This window comes from Haloferula luteola (assembly GCF_014201715.1).
GTDB classification, from domain to species: domain Bacteria; phylum Verrucomicrobiota; class Verrucomicrobiia; order Verrucomicrobiales; family Akkermansiaceae; genus Haloferula; species Haloferula luteola.
In genome coordinates, this window is record NZ_JACHFD010000010.1 from 68,158 (window position 1) to 85,623 (window position 17,466).

Sequence of the window (17,466 nt, forward strand, 5' to 3'; positions counted from 1 at the left end):
GGCAGTGGATTACGAGATGAGCATGAGAGTTCGGAGACCAGGAATCAACCCAAGGCCTCCAGCATTTCCTGAAGCTGACCTAGCTTCGTCTTCCATTCATCGAGCCGCGATTTCTCCTGCTCAACGACTTCCGCCGGCGCACGTTCCACAAAGCTGGCATTTCCCAGCTTGCTTTCTGACTTTGCCACCTCTTTGCGAATCTTCTCCATCTCTTTCCCGAGACGATCTTTCTCCGCTTCCACATCAATCAGACCTTCCAGCGGCATGTAGAACTCTCCCAAGCCCGTCAAACTGGCCGGTGTTCCCTTCGGAGCTTCGTAGGTGGCATCAAGATCGATCTTCTCTGCTCCCACCAACAGCGCCAAAGTATCCGTTTCGTCCGGCAACCACGCTGGCGCTCCTTTGACGACAAATCGCACATCCCGACGCGTGGCCACGTGATATTCGGCCTTCAGGTTGCGCAATCGGCCGGCCGCGTCATACACGGCAGAGGCCTTCGCCTGCATCGCGTCACGCACCTCACGTCGTGGAACCAGCGGCTCAGCGGGCAATTCCTTCTGCATCAGGAATTCACCCTCCGCCACATAACCCATCTTCAAGGACAGCTCCTCCGTGATGTGCGGCATGTAAGGATGCAACAACTGAAGATACTTCGCCATCACCGCATCAAAAACCCCAAGAGTGGCATCGCGGGCGGCAGGAGTCGCCGACTCTCGCAAGTCCGCCTTCACCGCCTCGAGGAACTTGTCGCAAAACTCGTTCCAAAGAAATTCGTAAAGAAGGTGTGCCACTTCGCCAAAACGATACTCCGCGTAAGCAGCCTGCAAATTCTCCGCCAAATCATCCACCTTCGCCATGATGTCGACATGGTGCGGCCGCACCACGGTCTCCGAGGAGATCACCTTCAACTCCGTGCCCGCCATTTGCCGGAACCGGCAAGCGTTGTAGATCTTGTTGGCAAAGTTTCGGCCCTCCTCGATCTGCACTTCGTCGAATCGAATATCACTGCCAACCGGAGCGATCCGAATCAGGCCGAATCGCAGGGCATCGGCGCCATAGCGATCCATCAGGTCGATCGGATCCGGTGAGTTGCCGAGAGATTTGCTCATCTTCCGGCCCTTGAGGTCACGGATGATCGAAGTGAAATACACGTTCTTGAATGGCAGCTCCCCTGCAAAGCGGTAGCCCGCCATGATCATCCGAGCGACCCAGAAGAAAATGATGTCCGGACCGGTCACCAAATCACGGGTCGGATAAAATTTCTTCAACAATGTGGACTCCTCACCCACCCCTGCCATGGTCGCAAAGGGCCACAGCCAAGAGCTGAACCACGTGTCCATGACATCTTCGTCTCGCACCCACTCAGACTCATCGGCAGGCGGTTCGACACCCACGTGGATGTCACCTTGATCCAAATCGTCCATGCCCAGAGCCTCGGCGTCTTTGAGCGCTTCGAGCTTGTCTTTCCGATACCATACCGGGATCTGATGCCCCCACCAGAGCTGACGGCTGATGCACCAATCCTGCAGGTTCTCCATCCAGTGAGCATAGGTCTTTTGCCAACGCTCGGGTCGGAAAGCAATGTCACCATCGGCCACCGCGGCCGCGGCCTCATCCACGCACGGATAGCGCAGGAACCATTGCATCGAAATCCGCGGCTCGATCGGCACATTGGCCCGCTCCGAAAACCCAACGTGGTTTTCGTATTCCTCCTCCTTCAGCAACAAACCGCGCTCCTCAAGCATCGCCACCGCCTTTTTCCGGGCAGCAAACCGATCGAGACCGTCCAGCTCAGGACATTCCGGGCAACAAATCCGACCATCCGCATGCAAGACATCGATGATCGCCAAGCCATGTCGCAGCCCGATTTCAAAGTCCGCCTTGTCGTGTGCCGGGGTGATCTTGAGGGCACCTGTGCCGAATTCGATATCGACATGGTCATCGGCAATCACCGGGATCTCCGCGGCCGGGAAGGGCCGCCGAACTTTCCGGCCAATGTACGAAGCATACCGTGGATCCTTCGGATTCACCGCCACCGCCACGTCTCCCATCAAGGTCTCAGGACGAGTGGTCGCAATTTGCAGAAACTCCCCCGGGGCGTCGGCGAGCTCATACTTCATGGTGAACAACTTCGACCGCTGAGGCGTCATGATCACCTCTTCATCCGAGAGCGCCGTCAAAGAAACCGGGCACCAGTTCACCATGCGCTTGCCTCGATAAATCAGTCCTTCTTTGAACAAATCGACGAAGACCTGACTCACCCAGCGAGTGTAATCCTCGTCCATCGTGAAACGCTCACGAGACCAATCGCAGGAGCACCCTAAGCGCTTGAGCTGCTTGATGATGATCCCGCCATGCTTGTCTTTCCATTCCCAAACTCGCTGCAGGAACGCCTCCCGGCCCATTTCTCGGCGTTTCAGATTCTCCTTCTCCCGCAACTCGCGCTCAACCTTGGCTTGGGTCGCGATGCCGGCGTGGTCCGTCCCAGGCAACCACAGCACCTCATGCCCGGTCTGACGAGCCCGACGAGCCAAAATATCTTGAAGGGAGTTGTTGAGAACGTGGCCGAGGTGAAGAATCCCTGTCACATTCGGGGGAGGAATCACGATCGAGTAGGCGGGCTTGTCCGAAGAAGGATCTGCTTCAAAGCATTTCCCCTTCAACCAGGCATCATACCACATGGCCTCAACCGCTTGAGGCTCGTACGCTTTGGGCAGGTCCGACATTGCGGCGGAGGGATGCCAAACCCCCCGGATTTTGTAAAGAAACCCGAACGCCTGAAGTCACCTTTGTGCGACATTCGTCTCGCGCCAAAACGCGAGATCCGGCCGGAATCGCGAGGAAAAAACCCAAAAAACCTCGTGTCCCGGCCGGACCAATCGTTTGAGGCACCAGCTTTTAGGAATGGCACCGCTGGTGAGGCGAACCGCAGCCCGCCTTCCTCATCATAAACGTCACCGGGAGCCGGGTTTTTCAGAAAAAAGCCGGGATTTGAAATCCCGGCTTCCTTAACCAAACTTCATCCTTTGATTTCCAGCAACATCTGCGGATTGTTCGGGAATTTCTTTAAGAAAAACAACAGCCGCTCCATCGCCTCCATGGGTCGGTGGCCGGAAAGCCCCCGCCGAATCATGTGAATCTTGTGGAGGGTGTGCTCCGGCAGAATCAATTCTTCCCGTCGAGTTCCGGATTTGAAGATGTCCACCGCCGGGTAAATGTAGTTCTCGGCAATCTTCCGATCGAGCACCAACTCCATGTTTCCGGTGCCCTTGAACTCCTGAAAAATCGCCTCATCTGCGCGGCTGTTAGTCTGCACCAGCGCGGTGGCTAGGATGGTCAAGGATCCCGCTTCTCGCGTGTTACGCGCTGCCGCAAACAATCGACGAGGGGTTTCCAAGGCTCCCACCGTGATCCCTCCCGTGCCGATGCCACGCTTCTTGCCCCCGTTCATCCCGCCATTGTAAGCGCGGGCCAAACGGGTGATGGAATCCATCAACAGGAAAACATGCTTCCCCTGTTCCACCAATCGCTTGGCGCGCTCGATGCACAGCTCAGCGATCCGAGTGTGATTGCGCGGATGTTCATCGTTCGAACTGGCATAAATCTCTGCCCCAGGAAGGCAGCGCCGGAACTCAGTGACTTCTTCAGGACGCTCATCTACCAGCAGCACGATGAGGTGAAGAGTCTCTTCGTGAAGCTCACGAATGGCTTCCGCAATGTGCAGGAGCAGAGTCGTTTTCCCGGAACGCGGAGGGGATACGATCAAGCCTCGCTGACCTCTTCCCACGGGCGACATCAGATCCACCACCCGGGTCGTGAAACGATTGCCCTCGGTCTCAAAGGAGATCCGCTTGTTCGGATTCACCGCCTTGAGTTCTTCAAACGCTGGCCATTTCTTCGCCTTGGAAGGCTCGTCCCCATTGATCTCCAAAATCTCTACCAGCTGCGGCCCTCGGGAGCCTTCCTGATAGAGGCCGTGAATCCATTGACCGAGGCGCAGGCCGTGTGCCCGAATCAACTCGGGAGACACGAAAATATCATCCTTCGCTTGCTCGAACTTCTTCGAAGGCACCCGCAGGAAACCAAATCCTTTGGGAGCCAACTCCAACAATCCGTTGGCTTCCAACTTAGGACCTTCCAGCGCAGGCGTCCTCCTCTCGTTCGGAACAGGTGCATGGGAAGAACCATTTCCTCCCTCGTCAGGCCCTTCGCCCTCACCTTCCCGCCCCCGCTTCCTGCGCCGCCGGCGACGACGCTTGCGGCGTTCTCCCCTGGGATCATCGGGCCCGCCCGCATCATCCCGAGACTCATGTTCACGAGGATCTCGAGGAATCCGCCCCCCCCCTGGAACGCGTCCAAACCGGTTCCCGCGTCCCGAACCCTCCGAATCGTCCCGCTCCCCACCGAATCGATCGGATGAGGACCGCTGATCTCCACGATTCCCACGGTCTTCGGCAACGGCCACAGAAGACTCACGGGCTCCTGAGGGCGCGGAAGCCTCGGTCGACCTTACCTTCGCAGGAGCCACTGGCTTGCTTTCGGCCACTGGCGCAGGGGCAGATGCGGGCGCCACAGGCGGAGCCGACGCAGCGGAACCCGTCGAAGTTGGCGCCGTCGATTCAAAGTCGAGACGCCCTTGGGCCTCGTCTCCTGAGCGACGTTGTGCCGACTTCTTTGCCGCGGTCTTCTTGGCGGTCGCCTTCTTGGCCGTCGTCTTTTTCGCAGCCGTTTTCTTGGTGGCGACCTTTTTCACAGCCTTCTTGGCCGCGGTCTTCACCGCCTTTTTGGCGGCCTTCTTGGCCTTCGGCTTGGGAGTCGACTCCGTCGCTTCGGCGGTCGAGGATTTCGGGATTTCGTCGCTCATCGCTGGTGTCAGGAAAATCAAGAATCGAGGTCCTCAAGCACCTCGTCGGAAAATTCAAAGTTCGTGAAGACGTTCAGAGTGTCTCCGCATTCGTCCAGTTGGTCGTAAAGCTTCACCAACTGCCGCGCTTGGTCAGCATCGACCACCATCGTGACATTCTGGGGAAGCGAGACGAGCTTCTCAGATTTCAAAAGCAGCCCCTCGGCACGGAGCTTCTCCGCAACCGCAAACAATTCGGTGGGAGAGGTATGCACCACCCACTCGTCGCTCTCCTCTTCCAAGGCGTCACCTCCTGCCTCGATCACCATGACCATCAGGTCATCCTCACCCAAGCCCGGTGCCTCCAAGCGGATTTCTCCCTTGCGGTCGAACTGATAGGAAACGCTGCCCGGGGTGGCCACACTGCCTCCTGCCTTCGAGAAGATCGAACGAATGTCCGCCGCCGTGCGATTGAGATTGTCCGTCGCAGCTTCCACGATGAATGCCGCACCGCCAGGACCATAACCCTCGTAGCTCACCTCTTGGATGGCGTCCCCACCCAACTCTCCCGTGCCTTTGCGAATGGCACGTTCGATGTTGTCCTTGGGCATCGATACCGCTTTGGCTCCGTCGATCGCTGCACGCAATCGGGCATTCATGGTCGGATCACCGCCGCCATCGCGAGCCGCAATGGCGATTTCGTGGGCACACTTGCTGAACACCTTGCCGCGAATGACATCCACACGCGCTTTGATGTGTTTGACCTTGGACCACTTGTTGTGACCTGCCATTGAGAAGATAAAGGAATAGAAGAGGGACAAATCCGTCCGGCAGAGACCGCCCGGATGCATTCCGGCTCACGGTAGCGTGCCACGGATCGGTAGGGATGGGCCGGTTTGCGAATGACTCCAGCAGACGGGTTCGTCACCGGAGGCTTGGGGCTTTCATTCCCGGATGACCTGAAAAATCCCAGGTCGATCACCACGCGAACGGCGGTAGGTTGTCGCCCCTTTGTTGGTTTGGCAAAGCAAAAGTTTTCGAGCAGAAAGTCCCCCTTTGGAACCCAATCATCGACGAAGCCTCCACCGTCCATCGCATTTCTTCATTTCTGCATTTACCCTCGCCTCCTCCTCGTCCTAGACCCCGCCCGCGATGCGCATGCAAGACTCAATCGAATGGCCAGACGAAGTAGAGATTCTCATCGATCGTCTCGAAAGTGAATCCTCCGAGCGCAAGCTCAGCCGCGAAGAGCGGGCACTCATGGATATCTACGAGACCGTCCCCATCCTCGAAAGCGAAGACTGCCTCCACGGATTCTGGCAAAGTGGGGTGAATCACCAACGGGTGATCAAATCCTTCGACCTCGTCGGTGCCACCGGCATCGTCGACCCCCTCAACGCCAGCCGCTGGTGCGAGACCCGCAGCGAAGATCGCAACGACTACAGCGAAACAGAGGAAGAGTATCTCGCCAGCATCGAAGAAGAACTCCCCGCTGCCATCGAAGAACTCCTCGACCTCGTGATGGACTTCATTGAAGAAGAAGAATGGGGCGACTGATCCATGCCAAGGCCGCGAAGCACCCTCTCTCCCCTCAGAGAAGATCGCACGCATCCCGTCCATGATGCCCCTAAGGATCAAGCGCTCAGACCATCGCTTTCCGATTCTTTTTTAGAAATCTGCAGTTCCTTCAGGAGAAGAAAGTCCAACTCGGGCTCCATCGGTGTCACGCATTCCGATCTTCCAAACTTCACCATCTGCGCGCCCTCTTCTGTCGTCCCAATCGCGAGATAGATCTCCGGCACTTGGGGAAGCCCCCGATATCGGACGGCCACAACTTTCCCAAAAAAACGACCATCTCCCCCATCACTGGTCATCATTTCCATCGAGTCCGTTACGAGCCCCTCAAACCGGGAACGCACCGCTTCATCGATGTATGCCTGAATTTCATCCGTCGTCATCTCCCCCCACCCTCCTGCAGGGACCCCGCCATGGCGAGTGCGGATTCATCCGGCTAAATTTGATTTTAGAACTTCCACATCGCTCGTTGGGCTTATTTTAAAAATAACTCAAAACTCGGCGGACTATCCATCACGACATAACAAATCCATGCCATACCCCCCCCGCTCGGATGAGCCGGTTTTCAGCTCCTCCGACCCCTGGCACCTCGGAGCACGATTCCCCGCCACGAAGTCTTGGGCGAACCACCGATTCCCCCCTCAGACAATCCCCACGGCCTTGCGCACTCGATCGAGCGTCACCGAAGCCGTGGAGCGGGCTTTCTCTGCTCCCTGCGAAAGAACCTGGTCAATGTAGCCCGGGTCGGCTTCGAGTTCGGCGCGGCGCGCGCGCATCGGGGCAAAGTAGTCCCAATAGGCTTCTGCCAAGCGCTTCTTGAAGTCGCCATAGCCAACGCCTCCACTCTCATGCTGGGACAACATCTCTTCGTAGGAGGCATCGTCGGCAAATAGCCGGAAGAGAGGCAAAACCAAGGAATCATCGATCGCCTTGGGCTCCTCCACAGGCGTCGAATCCGTCTTGATCTTCATGATGAGCTTCTTCGAGGGCTTTTCTTCCCCAAACAATGGCAAGGTGTTGCCATAGCTTTTGCTCATCTTTTGCCCGTCCAGCCCCGGCACCACAGCAACGCTTTCGCGAATGATCGGTTCCGGCACTACCAGAGTGTCCTCCCCGTAGGCTTCGTTGATTTTCCCGGCGAGGTCGCGGGTCACTTCGAGGTGCTGCTTCTGGTCTTTTCCAACGGGAACCTGATTGGCGTCGTAGAGGAGAATGTCCGCAGCCATCAGCACCGGATAGGCAAACAGACCGTGATTCGGCGTGAAGCCCTTGGCGGTCTTGTCTTTATAGGAGTGGCACTTTTCGAGCAAGCTGACCGGGCAAACGGTCGATAAAATCCACGCCAATTCGTTGACCTCCGGAACGTCGGACTGACGGAAAAAGACGGAGCGCGAGGGATCGAGCCCACATGCGAGGAAGTCCACCGCCAATTCACGCGTGTAAGCTCGCAGATCATCCGGATTCCGGACCGTCGTCATCGCGTGGTAGTTGGCGATGAAATAAAAGGCATCCCCTTGTTCCTGGAGCTTCACGGCAGGCTCCATCGCGCCGAAAAAGTTGCCGACGTGAAGTTTTCCGCTGGGTTGCAGACCGGTCAGGATGCGCATGCGGCGGACCATGAGAACTCGCGCCCCGCCGGTCAAGAACCTGCAACACAGAGCAGCTTGCGTCGTCCCCGAATCCGCCTAGGCTCCGCCATGCCGTTCTCCTGCCCTCAAGGCCGCTGTAGTATCCCTCGATGGATGAGGGTGGTTCTCGTGGTCGCAGGTCTCAGCTACATGGTTTTCGGCCTATGGGTGAATGTCCATCCCTCCGGCTTCTTTCGACTGGTTCGCAAAGATCCACTCGAATCGACCATCATGTGGCAGACCATTGGTCTCGCAGCCGCAGCCTTCGGTTTCGGATTTCTCATCGCCTCCCGTGCCCCCTTCCAACATTGGGCACTGGTTCTGGTTGGGTTTTTGAAATCGTCTCTGGTGCTGATTTTATCGATCGCCTCATGGTTGGGTGGGACCCTCAATGCCACGGGATTTCTGCTGATCGCCGGAGATGATCTCCTCTGCTGGATTCCACTGGCCTGCATCCTTTGGACCCTCCTCGAATCCCATCTGGGTCGCCCCGCCCAAGGCGATGGCATGAGCCTCCTGGACGCCACCGCCCACTACCGACTTTCCACAGGCGAATCGCTGCGGGACGCCGCTGAGAAAGAAACAGTCTGCCTGGTTTTCCTGCGCCATTTCGGTTGCACCTTCACTCGCAAGATCTTGCGCGAACTCGAGACCCTAAAGGACGAAACCGAGCGTCATCAGGCGCGCCTCGTCCTCGTCCACATGCTGGTTCCGGGAGGAGAAGAGAACTATCTTCCCACGCGCAGTGGGATTGCCCGCATTGCCGATCCCCGATGTGAACTCTACCGCGCATTTGGATTGGGGAAGGGAGGATTCTGGGAGCTTTTCGGTCCGCCCGTTTGGATTCCTCTTCTCGTCGCCTTGGTGCGTGGCTGTGGAATGGGCCATTTGGCTGGCGACGGCCTTCAATTGCCAGGCGCCTTCCTTTATCACCGGGATCAAATCCTCTCAGCACAGCGAGCACGCACCCAAGCCGACCTTCCCGACCTGCCCCGGCTTTTCGAAGGGTTGCCAAGCCCCGAGGCGGCTGAAAAGCTCGCTTCATGACCAGCCGCCTCGCCGATAGAACGATCGTCGTCACCGGTGCCTCCAGCGGCATTGGCCGCGCGTTGGCCGAGGAACTTCTCGCCCGCGGTGCGGAGGTCGTCGGACTTTCGCGCAGCCCCGGTCGCCTTCCCGATGGCGTTCGCCCACTGGCTGTCGACCTGACCCACCGCGAGGAAATCACCGCCGCCTTCTCCAAACTCGAGATCTTCGATGCTCTCGTCAACTGCGCTGGCGTGGCCTATCAATCGAAGATCCTCGATGGCAATCCGGCCGATTGGGAAGAGATGTGGCGCGTCAATGTGATGGGCTTGGCCCTGTGCAGCCAATTGGCACTGAGACATTTCCCAAAATCCGGCGGACGCATCGTCAATGTCTCCTCGCTTAGCGGGCATCGCGTTCCTCCCGGCGGAGGTTTCTATGCTCCGACAAAGTTTGCCGTTCGAGCCATTACCGACTCTCTTCGCCTCGAAATCAAGGCCGCTGGACTCCCCGTCCAGGTAGGCAGCGTGTCTCCCGGATTTGTCGACACTCCTCTCTTGGATGACTACTTTCGCGGTCGTGAGGAGACCTTGCGCCAAACGCGGGCTTCCATGCACATGCTGCAGCCAGGAGATGTGGCCGCCAGCATCTTGCACCTGCTTGAGACTCCGCCGCATGTGGAAATCGGTGACATCACCCTGCGCAGTTCCGACCAGCGGGTTTGAACCGCGATTCCGCTTGGCATTTCCGCCGCCAACCTCCGCAATCCGCCCCAACGCATGGCCGACCGCGTCAACATCATCTGCATGAAGTGGGGCACCCGCTACCCCGCCCATTACGTCAACGTGCTCTACCGCTCGATTGAGCGGAACCTCTCGCGCCCGTTCCGTTTCATTTGCCTCACCAACCATCCTGCCGACCTGCTTCCCGAGGTCGAGATCTTCCCGTTTCCCCCCAATCCCGGACTCGTCTCCTCCGGATGGCCGAGCGTTTTCCTCAAGCTCGTAATGACTCAGGATGGCTTCTGTGGATTGCAGGGCCCGACGTTGTTTCTCGACCTCGATCTCGTGATCCTCGATTCCATCGACGATTTCTTCGACTACATGCCGGGGAAAAACTGCATCATCCACAACTGGTGGGAGCGCCGCAAACAACTCTTCGGGAAGCGCCCAGAGATTGGAAACTCCTCGATCTTCCGATTCGAAGCCGGCAAATCGCAGTACATCTACGACACCTTCATGGCAGAAATCGAGCGTGCTGAGAACCGCTCCATTTTCGTCACCGAGCAGCACTTCCTCACCTATGCGATGAAGGAGCGATACTGGTGGCCGGAAACATGGGTCCGCAGCTTCAAATTCAACGTCCGCCCCCCCTTCCCGCTGAACTTGGTCGTTCCTCCGCGAAAGCCCAAAGGAGCCAAGATCCTCGTTTTCCACGGTCAACCCGATCCGGACGACGCGATCACCGGCTACGCTGGGAAAAAAATCCATCACCGCGTTCTTCCCGCCCCGTGGGTCGCGGAAGATTGGAAACTCTGAAACCTCCGTCTCTCCCCAATCTCCATGCAACTCTGGCTCTGCCCCCTTTTCGCCTTCCTGCTGGGCTCGGTGCCCTTCGGATTGATCATTGCCAAACTCAAAGGCATCGACATCCGCGCCCATGGCTCCGGAAACATCGGCGCCACCAACGTTCTCCGTGTGGTCGGCAAAAAATATGGCATCACCTGCCTGATCCTTGATGCCCTCAAAGGCTACCTCCCGGTCGCCGTGGCGATCACTTTGATCCGCTACGAAGGTCAGGAAAACCCCATGGAGATCGACTCCCTCACCGCCTGGGGAACCGTCCTCCCGGCCGGGCAACAGTGGCTCGCCCAACTTCTGCAAGTGCTCTGCGGTCTCGCCGCCATTCTCGGACACAACTACTCGCCTTGGGTCGGTTTCAAAGGCGGCAAAGGCATTGCCACCTCCGCAGGCGTCCTCATCGCCTTGGCCCCCGCCGCGGTCGTCATCCTTCTCCTGGTCTGGCTGATCCTATTTTTCACCACCCGCTATGTCTCGCTGGCTTCCATCGGAGCCGCCGCAGTCCTGCCTCCTTTGATCCTCTTCGGGTCATGGTTTCACGGGAAACTGGCCGCGGGAACCTGGAACAAACCCCTTCTGGTCTTCTCCATCGTCATCGCCGCCCTCGCGATCTGGAAACACCGCAGCAATCTCCAGCGCCTGCGCGATGGCACCGAGCACCGCTTCTCCAGGAAATCCAAAAATGCCTGACTTGATGTTTTCCTCCGCCGCCATTTTGGGGACGGGCTCTTTCGGCACCGCCCTCGCTCATCTCATCGGTCAAAAGCTGCATGAAGTGGTGCTCGTCGGCCGCGACGCCGCAGTCGTCGAGGCCATCAATCAAACCCATCACAATCCCCGCTACCTCGCCGGCGCCAGCCTGCCACCGAGCGTGGTCGCCACCACCGAATTGCAAGATGCCGTTCGTCATCCCTTGATTGTCTTTGGAGTCCCCACCTCGGCCACTCGACAAGTCGCCCATTCGCTCGCCCAACATGGCCTGCCCGAGACCACCGTCCTTCTCTCCTGCGCCAAGGGCATCGAACGCGGCACCGGTGACCGCATGAGCGTCATTCTTCGAGAAGAGTGCCCGGCCAACCCCATTGCGGTCCTCTCCGGCCCCAACCACGCTGAAGAAATCTCCCAAGACCTCGCCACCTGTGCCGTGATCGGTTGCCGGGACGAACAACTCGCCACCCTGCTTCAGCAACTCTTCACCGCTCCACATTTCCGCAGCTATACCAGCGATGACCTCGCCGGCATCGAACTCGGCGGCGCCATCAAAAACGTCTACGCCATCGCTGCCGGAATCACTCTCGGCCTCGGCTTGGGTGACAATGCCATCGCCGCCCTCGTCACTCGCGCCCTCGCTGAGATGACTCGCCTCGGCACCCACCTCGGAGGACGCATCGAGACCTTCGCCGGCCTTTCTGGAGTGGGCGATCTCATTGCCACCTGCTTCTCAGAACACTCCCGAAACCACCGCGTCGGTAAGGCCCTCGGCGAAGGTCAGTCACTCGACGATGCCGTCAATAGCCTTGGCATGGTCGCAGAAGGCGTCCCCAACACTCTTTCCATCTACGAAGCCGCCCGTACCGCTGGCGTGCGAACCCCCATCATCGACGCCGTCCACGCAATCCTTTACAAGGACATGCCCGCCGCCAAGGCACTCAGCGAACTCCTCAATCGCGACCCTCGACCAGAAACCGACTGATCCGGCTGCCGCGGGCCCGCCGATTGCTATCAGGCCCAAGATTTCACCTGCTCTTCACCCTCTCTTTCTTCTCGCATCCCATTCCGACCGTCGCTCTTCCCCATGTCTGAAGACCTCGCTCCCACCGCCCCTGAAACTCGTCCAGGACTCATCCGCCGCCTCTATGCCTGGACCATTTCCTGGGCTGATCGCCCCGGCGGCTCTTGGGCCCTCTTCGCGATCGCATTCGCAGAATCATCCTTTTTCCCAATTCCTCCCGACGTTCTCCTCCTGGCTCTGTGCTTCGGGGCTCGAAAAAAATGGGCTCGCTATGCCCTGATCTGCACGGCGGGTTCCGTCGTGGGAGGGATCGCCGGATGGTTGATCGGCTGGGGCCTGCGGGAAAGCGTCGCTCTGCCACTCCTCAACGCCTTCGATTCCAGTGGCGCCGTCCGCTCTCAAATCGAAGGATGGTATGAAGCATACGGGTTTTGGGGCATCCTCATCGCCGCCATCACGCCCATCCCCTATAAGGTTTTTACCGTGTTCTCAGGGATGATGACCTACAATCTCCCCATGCTCATCCTCGCCTCGATTCTCGGCCGAGGATTCCGATTTTTTGTCGTCGCAGGGATCATTCGTCTCTTTGGCCCCAAAGTCCGGCCGTTTATCGAGAAACACCTCGAATGGTGCTTCCTCGCTTTTGGCGTCCTCGTCGTCGTTGGCATCGTGGCCCTCAAGTTCTTCCACTGAGGGCCCCCAGCCCATCTGAACTTATCGGCTGCCACCCGGCTTGGGCTTCTCAAATGTCAGATTGCTCCGGGATGTCGCCCGGTCTCCGTTCATCGTCGCGACTTCCATCTTCTTTAAGGTCCACTTTCCACCGGGAATCTTCATCACGTCGCTGACTTGGAAGCGCTTGATGCGTTTGCCTTTGCGGTCAAAGCCCTCCACCTTCATGAAGGCTCCATACTCCTTGTCCACCCACACGTAAACCAAGCCATAGGCCCCCTTGTTCCCCGGATTGTTCACCCGAATCTTCCAGCAATCCCGGGTGCTGACCCGCTCAGAGCCCTCAAGACTCGGATTCGGCCAGTACAAAAATCGGAAAGACAGGTCCTCATACGTCAAATCGCTGCTGGCGATCGGCTGCTGCAGTTTGGAATCCGCAAACCGAAGCGTCTTCCCATTCACGATTTCAAACAAATCATACTGCTCATCCCCCAGTCGCATGTGAAAACGCTGCGCTCCATTCTCCAACGCGAACTGGATATCCTTCTCCCGGAGAAACAACGAAACATCCGTGTCCTTCTTCTTCCCGTCGATTTCCCCCCTGAGATCCGCGTTCTGGAGCGTCGCACCAATCCTGACTCGCTCCATGATCTGCTCCGCAGACTGTGAAAATGCCGGTGCCACCAATGCAGCAACGGCCAAAATCGGAAAAATCTTCTTCATGCCCCCAAGCATCCCGCAAAATCCCGGCCGCGCAAGCGATCTCCCTGTCGGCCAGTCCCCCGCACCTAGCGAAGCAAGTCCCGGGCAATCCGAAGGTTGAGGCGATCCAGACACCGGTTCATCGCAGCGACCGTCGCCTCCGCATGATCCGCAGCCCCCTGAACCTCCGCCACCTGCTCTGTGTAATCAAAAGATCGATTGCTCACCGCACCTTCTTCTCCCATCTGCCGGATGGCATAAATCCCCTCCAATCGGACCGCCCCGTCACTGCCTCGCTCAAACTGGGTCAATTCCACGTCAAGGGTCGCTCGCGCCCCCCCACTGCGCGCCAACTCACTGTCCAGCGCCACAATTTGCGAAGTACCTAACAAGCGACGCAAACTTGCAGCCATGTTTCGCGCGATCTCCTTGTCGAGCGACTCACCCCACAATTTTCGATCGAAAACTTCCAGGGCATTCGCATCGGTTCGATAAACCAGCTCTTCCCGATCGAGGTATCCAGGAATCCTCACAGAGCGGATGTGCGCACGCAGCTCAGGGCGATGCCCAACCGGATTCGAAGCCGTTACCTGAAAGGCATAGTAGTTCCGGTCGTCTTTCGATTTGAACATCAGTGCGCACGATGGCAGTGCAGCGAAGCAGAGAATCAACAGGCGTTTCATGGCGATAACATGGGGATGCGAAAACCTCACTCGCGACCAGAGAGTATCGATTCCGGATGGCGTTTGAGAAAATCGGCCAATTCCGTCCAGGCATCGGCCGTTCGCCTGAACTCCTTGAGCACATCATTGATCCGGGTCACCGCCACTCCGTCATTCGAAGTGAAGTCCTCAAGATTCTCCGCCACTCCGTCAATTCGGGCCATGCTCTCGTTCGCCTTCTCCAAAGTCTCCCGGAACTCGCCCGCAATGGGATCCAACTCGCGATCCAGAGTCGCCGACGCGCTCTTCAAACTCGCCATCGCTTCCTTCAAATCGTTCACCGCGGTTTTCAGCTCTGGGTTGCCCACCACCTTATGAAGATCCTCCGTCACCTCGAGAAGCCCTCGGTTGATTCCTTCTACATCCAAGGCATCCACCTTGCCCTCCGTCGTTTTCACCAACGACCCGATCTCGTCAAACAACTCACTGAAATTGATGTTACCAATCTTGTCCAAACTCTGGGAAATCGTCTCCAACAGCTTGTCAATCGTCGCTGGCACCGTGGGAATCTGAACCAGATCGGGCCGCAGCGACGGCTCATACTGAAAGCCCTTCTCTCCGGGTAGGAAATCGAGCTCCACAAACAAAGCCCCCGTCACGAAGCTCTCCTGATTCAGGCGCCCACGCAATCCACGGGCCACCAACCGTTCCTGATCCTCTCTCTCCTCGAAGTCGAAAGCATCCTCATGGTCAGGATTGATCCGGCGGACCCTCTTTTCGTCGATCGCGATCACCACCGGAACGATCTTCTGATTCGTCCGCGGGTCGATCTGAATGGAAATGTCCTCCACCTCACCGAGCGATACCCCCCCAATTCTCACATCGGACCCCACTGCCAGTCCATTGGCGTCCCCTTGAAAATACAAAATGAAATGTTGCTCCTCACGGAACCACTTGCCGCTCCCCACTGCAATCAGCGCCAAGGCGGCAATCACGATGGCTCCAGTGACGAACATCCCAATAGCGGTGGGGTTAACTTTGTGACTCATGGCAAAATTCAAGAAGAGCAGGGAACGGGGCCGTCGCCTCGATTGAGAAATTCACGCACTTGCGGCAAATCCGATCGCTCCTTGAGCTCACGTGGATCTCCGATCACCGCCTGCGTCTTGGTCGTGACATCGAGAAAAATCGCCCGCTTCGCGATGCTCAACAAACTGGCCAACTCATGCGTTACCAGCACCACTGTCCGGTCCATACTTTCGCTGATTTGCACAATCAGTTCGTCCAACCTCCGCGAGGTGATCGGATCCAGCCCAGCCGAAGGCTCATCGAAAAAAAGCACTTCAGGATCCAGGGCCATCGCCCGTGCAAATGCGGCCCGCTTCTTCATGCCTCCGCTGATATCCGCAGGATAATACGACTCGAATCCCGACAACCCTACCAACGCGAGCTTGTAGCGAACCAACTCCGCAATCTCAGACGCCCGCAGATCCGTATACTCCTCCAATGGCATCGCCACATTCTCAGCCAAGGTCAGTGCGCTCCAAAGTGCCCCTGACTGATAGAGCACCCCAAAACCGCGCATGATTTGCGCCCTCCGGTCCTGGGGAGCCCGCGTAAAGCTCTCCCCGTGATAGAGAACCTCACCGCGAGCCGGTTCATTCAACCCGATCAAATGCCGTAACAAGGTGCTCTTCCCACACCCCGATCCCCCCATGATCGCGAAAATCTCGCCCTTCTCGATCGAGAAATTGAGATCCTTCATGATGACCTTGGAGCCATAGGCCATGGTCAGATTCCTCACCTCGATCTGGGGAGCTTCTTCGATCATCTCCATATCAGATATCCAATACAGTGAACAAAACGGCGAACAGGGAGTCGATGACAATGATCGCCGTGATGGACGTCACCACCGCACGAGTCGTCGCCATTCCCACTGCCGTCGAGCTATTGCCGCATTGCATCCCTCGCAAACATCCGGCTCCCGCAATCACAATCCCAAAGGCCACACTCTTGATCACTCCCAGCGACATCTGCGTCAGATCGAGCCGCGCCACCGTCTGATGGTAGTAGACGAGAGCCGGAATACCCGACAACCACGAAACCAACAATCCTCCCACAATGCCCACAATGTTCGAATAAATCGTCAACAAGGGCAGCATCAAAATCAGCGCGAGCATCCGCGGCAACACTAAGAAATCAAAAGGCTTGAAGCCGAACGTCACCAAAGCGTCCACCTCCTGATTGACCTTCATCGATCCAATCTGCGCAGCAAAAGCCGCTCCCGTTCGCCCGCTCATGATGATCGCCGTCATCACGCAACCCATCTCCCGGACCATCGCGATCGCCACCAAATCCGCCACATAAATCGAGGCCCCGAACGCATCCAACTGCGCCTTGCCCACAAATGCGAAAATCATCCCGATCAGCACACTGATCAGCGAAACGATGGGCAGCGCCTCCGAACCACAACCCTGAACCGTCGTCCAAAGATCCTGCTTCCGGAAAATGGCTCGCCCACGCAAGAGACGCCCAACAGACAACACCGCCTCCCCGACAAAATGCATCACATCGAGGAATGCATCATACTTCTCGATCGTCGCTTCCCCGACCCGCGAAAAGAAGTCTCTCTCCCTTTCCCGCTCCGCCCTCGATTTGTCCTCAGGAACGCAAAGAGCCAATTGGAGCAACCGACTGACTCCCTCCTGACTCCGCGCACGATAGTCCACCTCCAAACCTCTTTCCCGTGCCTTTCGAACCACGGCGAAAAGAAGCGAAACCAACGACGCGTCGTAAGCGGAAACCCCTTGAGTATCGAGCTCCAGTCGAGCACCCGCAGCCAGCCCCGCCAGTCCCCCAAACACCTCCTCTGAATCCGGTCGCGCCTGCTGCAAAGTCCAAGGGCCCGAAATACACAACAACCGCCCTTCCTCGGTGTCGGTCCACTTCAAGCTGACAGGCGATTCCTTCACACTTCTCGAGGGGCAGTCATGGGCCATGCAGGATTCCCAGAATCTCCGCACCCCTCATTGCTAGAAGAAGCCCA

General features: G+C 57.7%; 17 protein-coding genes. 7 read left to right on the plus strand and 10 right to left on the minus strand.

Annotated features, from left to right (window positions below):
- Positions 1–44 precede the first annotated feature (44 nt).
- The 3 genes from HNR46_RS11045 to HNR46_RS11055 form a co-directional block, all read right to left on the minus strand.
- A complete protein-coding gene (locus HNR46_RS11045; RefSeq protein WP_184018747.1) occupies positions 45–2,726 on the minus strand; it encodes a valine--tRNA ligase in 2,682 nt (893 codons plus the stop codon).
- Positions 2,727–3,019: 293 nt separating this feature from the next.
- Entirely contained in the window at positions 3,020–4,864 is a 1,845-nt protein-coding gene (gene rho, locus HNR46_RS11050) for a transcription termination factor Rho (RefSeq protein WP_184018749.1), read from the minus strand.
- A gap of 17 nt (positions 4,865–4,881) precedes the next feature.
- Positions 4,882–5,634, minus strand: coding sequence for a YebC/PmpR family DNA-binding transcriptional regulator (locus HNR46_RS11055; RefSeq protein WP_184018750.1), 753 nt, complete (start codon positions 5,632–5,634; stop codon positions 4,882–4,884).
- Positions 5,635–5,995: 361 nt separating this feature from the next.
- Here HNR46_RS11055 and HNR46_RS11060 point away from each other — a divergent pair, with 361 nt between their 5' ends.
- Positions 5,996–6,400, plus strand: coding sequence for a hypothetical protein (locus HNR46_RS11060; RefSeq protein ID WP_184018752.1), 405 nt, complete (start codon positions 5,996–5,998; stop codon positions 6,398–6,400).
- A gap of 77 nt (positions 6,401–6,477) precedes the next feature.
- Here the strand turns inward: HNR46_RS11060 and HNR46_RS11065 are convergent, their stop codons facing one another.
- Complete coding sequence (locus HNR46_RS11065; protein WP_184018754.1) at positions 6,478–6,801, minus strand: hypothetical protein; 324 nt, start codon at positions 6,799–6,801, stop codon at positions 6,478–6,480.
- Positions 6,802–7,059: 258 nt separating this feature from the next.
- Entirely contained in the window at positions 7,060–8,025 is a 966-nt protein-coding gene (gene trpS / locus HNR46_RS11070; protein WP_184018756.1) for a tryptophan--tRNA ligase, read from the minus strand.
- A 135-nt stretch (positions 8,026–8,160) separates the two neighbouring features.
- On the opposite strand from trpS, the gene HNR46_RS11075 reads away from it, so the two are divergent.
- The 6 genes from HNR46_RS11075 to HNR46_RS11100 all read left to right on the plus strand — a co-directional run bounded on the left by HNR46_RS11075 (position 8,161) and on the right by HNR46_RS11100 (position 13,077).
- Positions 8,161–9,093 carry a thioredoxin domain-containing protein gene (locus HNR46_RS11075; RefSeq protein WP_184018758.1) on the plus strand — a complete coding sequence of 311 codons (933 nt, stop codon included), beginning with the start codon at positions 8,161–8,163 and terminating at the stop codon, positions 9,091–9,093.
- The gene (locus HNR46_RS11080; RefSeq protein WP_184018760.1) at positions 9,090–9,797 is read left to right on the plus strand and encodes an SDR family oxidoreductase; all 708 of its coding nucleotides are present in this window, start codon (positions 9,090–9,092) and stop codon (positions 9,795–9,797) included. Before HNR46_RS11075 ends, HNR46_RS11080 begins: the two co-directional genes overlap by 4 nt.
- A gap of 54 nt (positions 9,798–9,851) precedes the next feature.
- Positions 9,852–10,610: a hypothetical protein gene (locus HNR46_RS11085; protein WP_184018762.1), complete on the plus strand. Its 759-nt coding sequence runs from the start codon at positions 9,852–9,854 to the stop codon at positions 10,608–10,610.
- A 24-nt stretch (positions 10,611–10,634) separates the two neighbouring features.
- Positions 10,635–11,342 (plus strand): glycerol-3-phosphate 1-O-acyltransferase PlsY, encoded by a 708-nt coding sequence (gene plsY, locus HNR46_RS11090; RefSeq protein ID WP_184018764.1) that lies wholly within the window; start codon positions 10,635–10,637, stop codon positions 11,340–11,342.
- Positions 11,299–12,345, plus strand: a complete 1,047-nt coding sequence (locus HNR46_RS11095; protein ID WP_246418046.1) for an NAD(P)H-dependent glycerol-3-phosphate dehydrogenase — start codon at positions 11,299–11,301, stop codon at positions 12,343–12,345. The genes plsY and HNR46_RS11095 overlap by 44 nt, the downstream gene beginning before the upstream one ends.
- A 102-nt stretch (positions 12,346–12,447) precedes the next feature.
- Positions 12,448–13,077 carry a YqaA family protein gene (locus HNR46_RS11100; RefSeq protein ID WP_184018766.1) on the plus strand — a complete coding sequence of 210 codons (630 nt, stop codon included), beginning with the start codon at positions 12,448–12,450 and terminating at the stop codon, positions 13,075–13,077.
- A gap of 21 nt (positions 13,078–13,098) precedes the next feature.
- Here the strand turns inward: HNR46_RS11100 and HNR46_RS11105 are convergent, their stop codons facing one another.
- From HNR46_RS11105 to HNR46_RS21395, 5 genes are all read right to left on the minus strand, one after another.
- Positions 13,099–13,779 (minus strand): outer membrane lipoprotein-sorting protein, encoded by a 681-nt coding sequence (locus HNR46_RS11105; protein WP_184018768.1) that lies wholly within the window; start codon positions 13,777–13,779, stop codon positions 13,099–13,101.
- A gap of 65 nt (positions 13,780–13,844) precedes the next feature.
- Positions 13,845–14,441, minus strand: coding sequence for a PqiC family protein (locus tag HNR46_RS11110; protein ID WP_184018770.1), 597 nt, complete (start codon positions 14,439–14,441; stop codon positions 13,845–13,847).
- Between the two features lie 26 nt (positions 14,442–14,467).
- On the minus strand, positions 14,468–15,469 hold the full coding sequence (locus tag HNR46_RS11115; protein WP_184018772.1) for an MlaD family protein: 1,002 nt from the start codon (positions 15,467–15,469) through the stop codon (positions 14,468–14,470).
- Positions 15,470–15,477: 8 nt separating this feature from the next.
- The gene (locus HNR46_RS11120) at positions 15,478–16,251 is read right to left on the minus strand and encodes an ATP-binding cassette domain-containing protein (protein WP_184018931.1); all 774 of its coding nucleotides are present in this window, start codon (positions 16,249–16,251) and stop codon (positions 15,478–15,480) included.
- 7 nt (positions 16,252–16,258) lie between these two features.
- A complete protein-coding gene (locus HNR46_RS21395) occupies positions 16,259–17,392 on the minus strand; it encodes an ABC transporter permease (RefSeq protein WP_221285122.1) in 1,134 nt (377 codons plus the stop codon).
- Positions 17,393–17,466 lie beyond the last annotated feature (74 nt).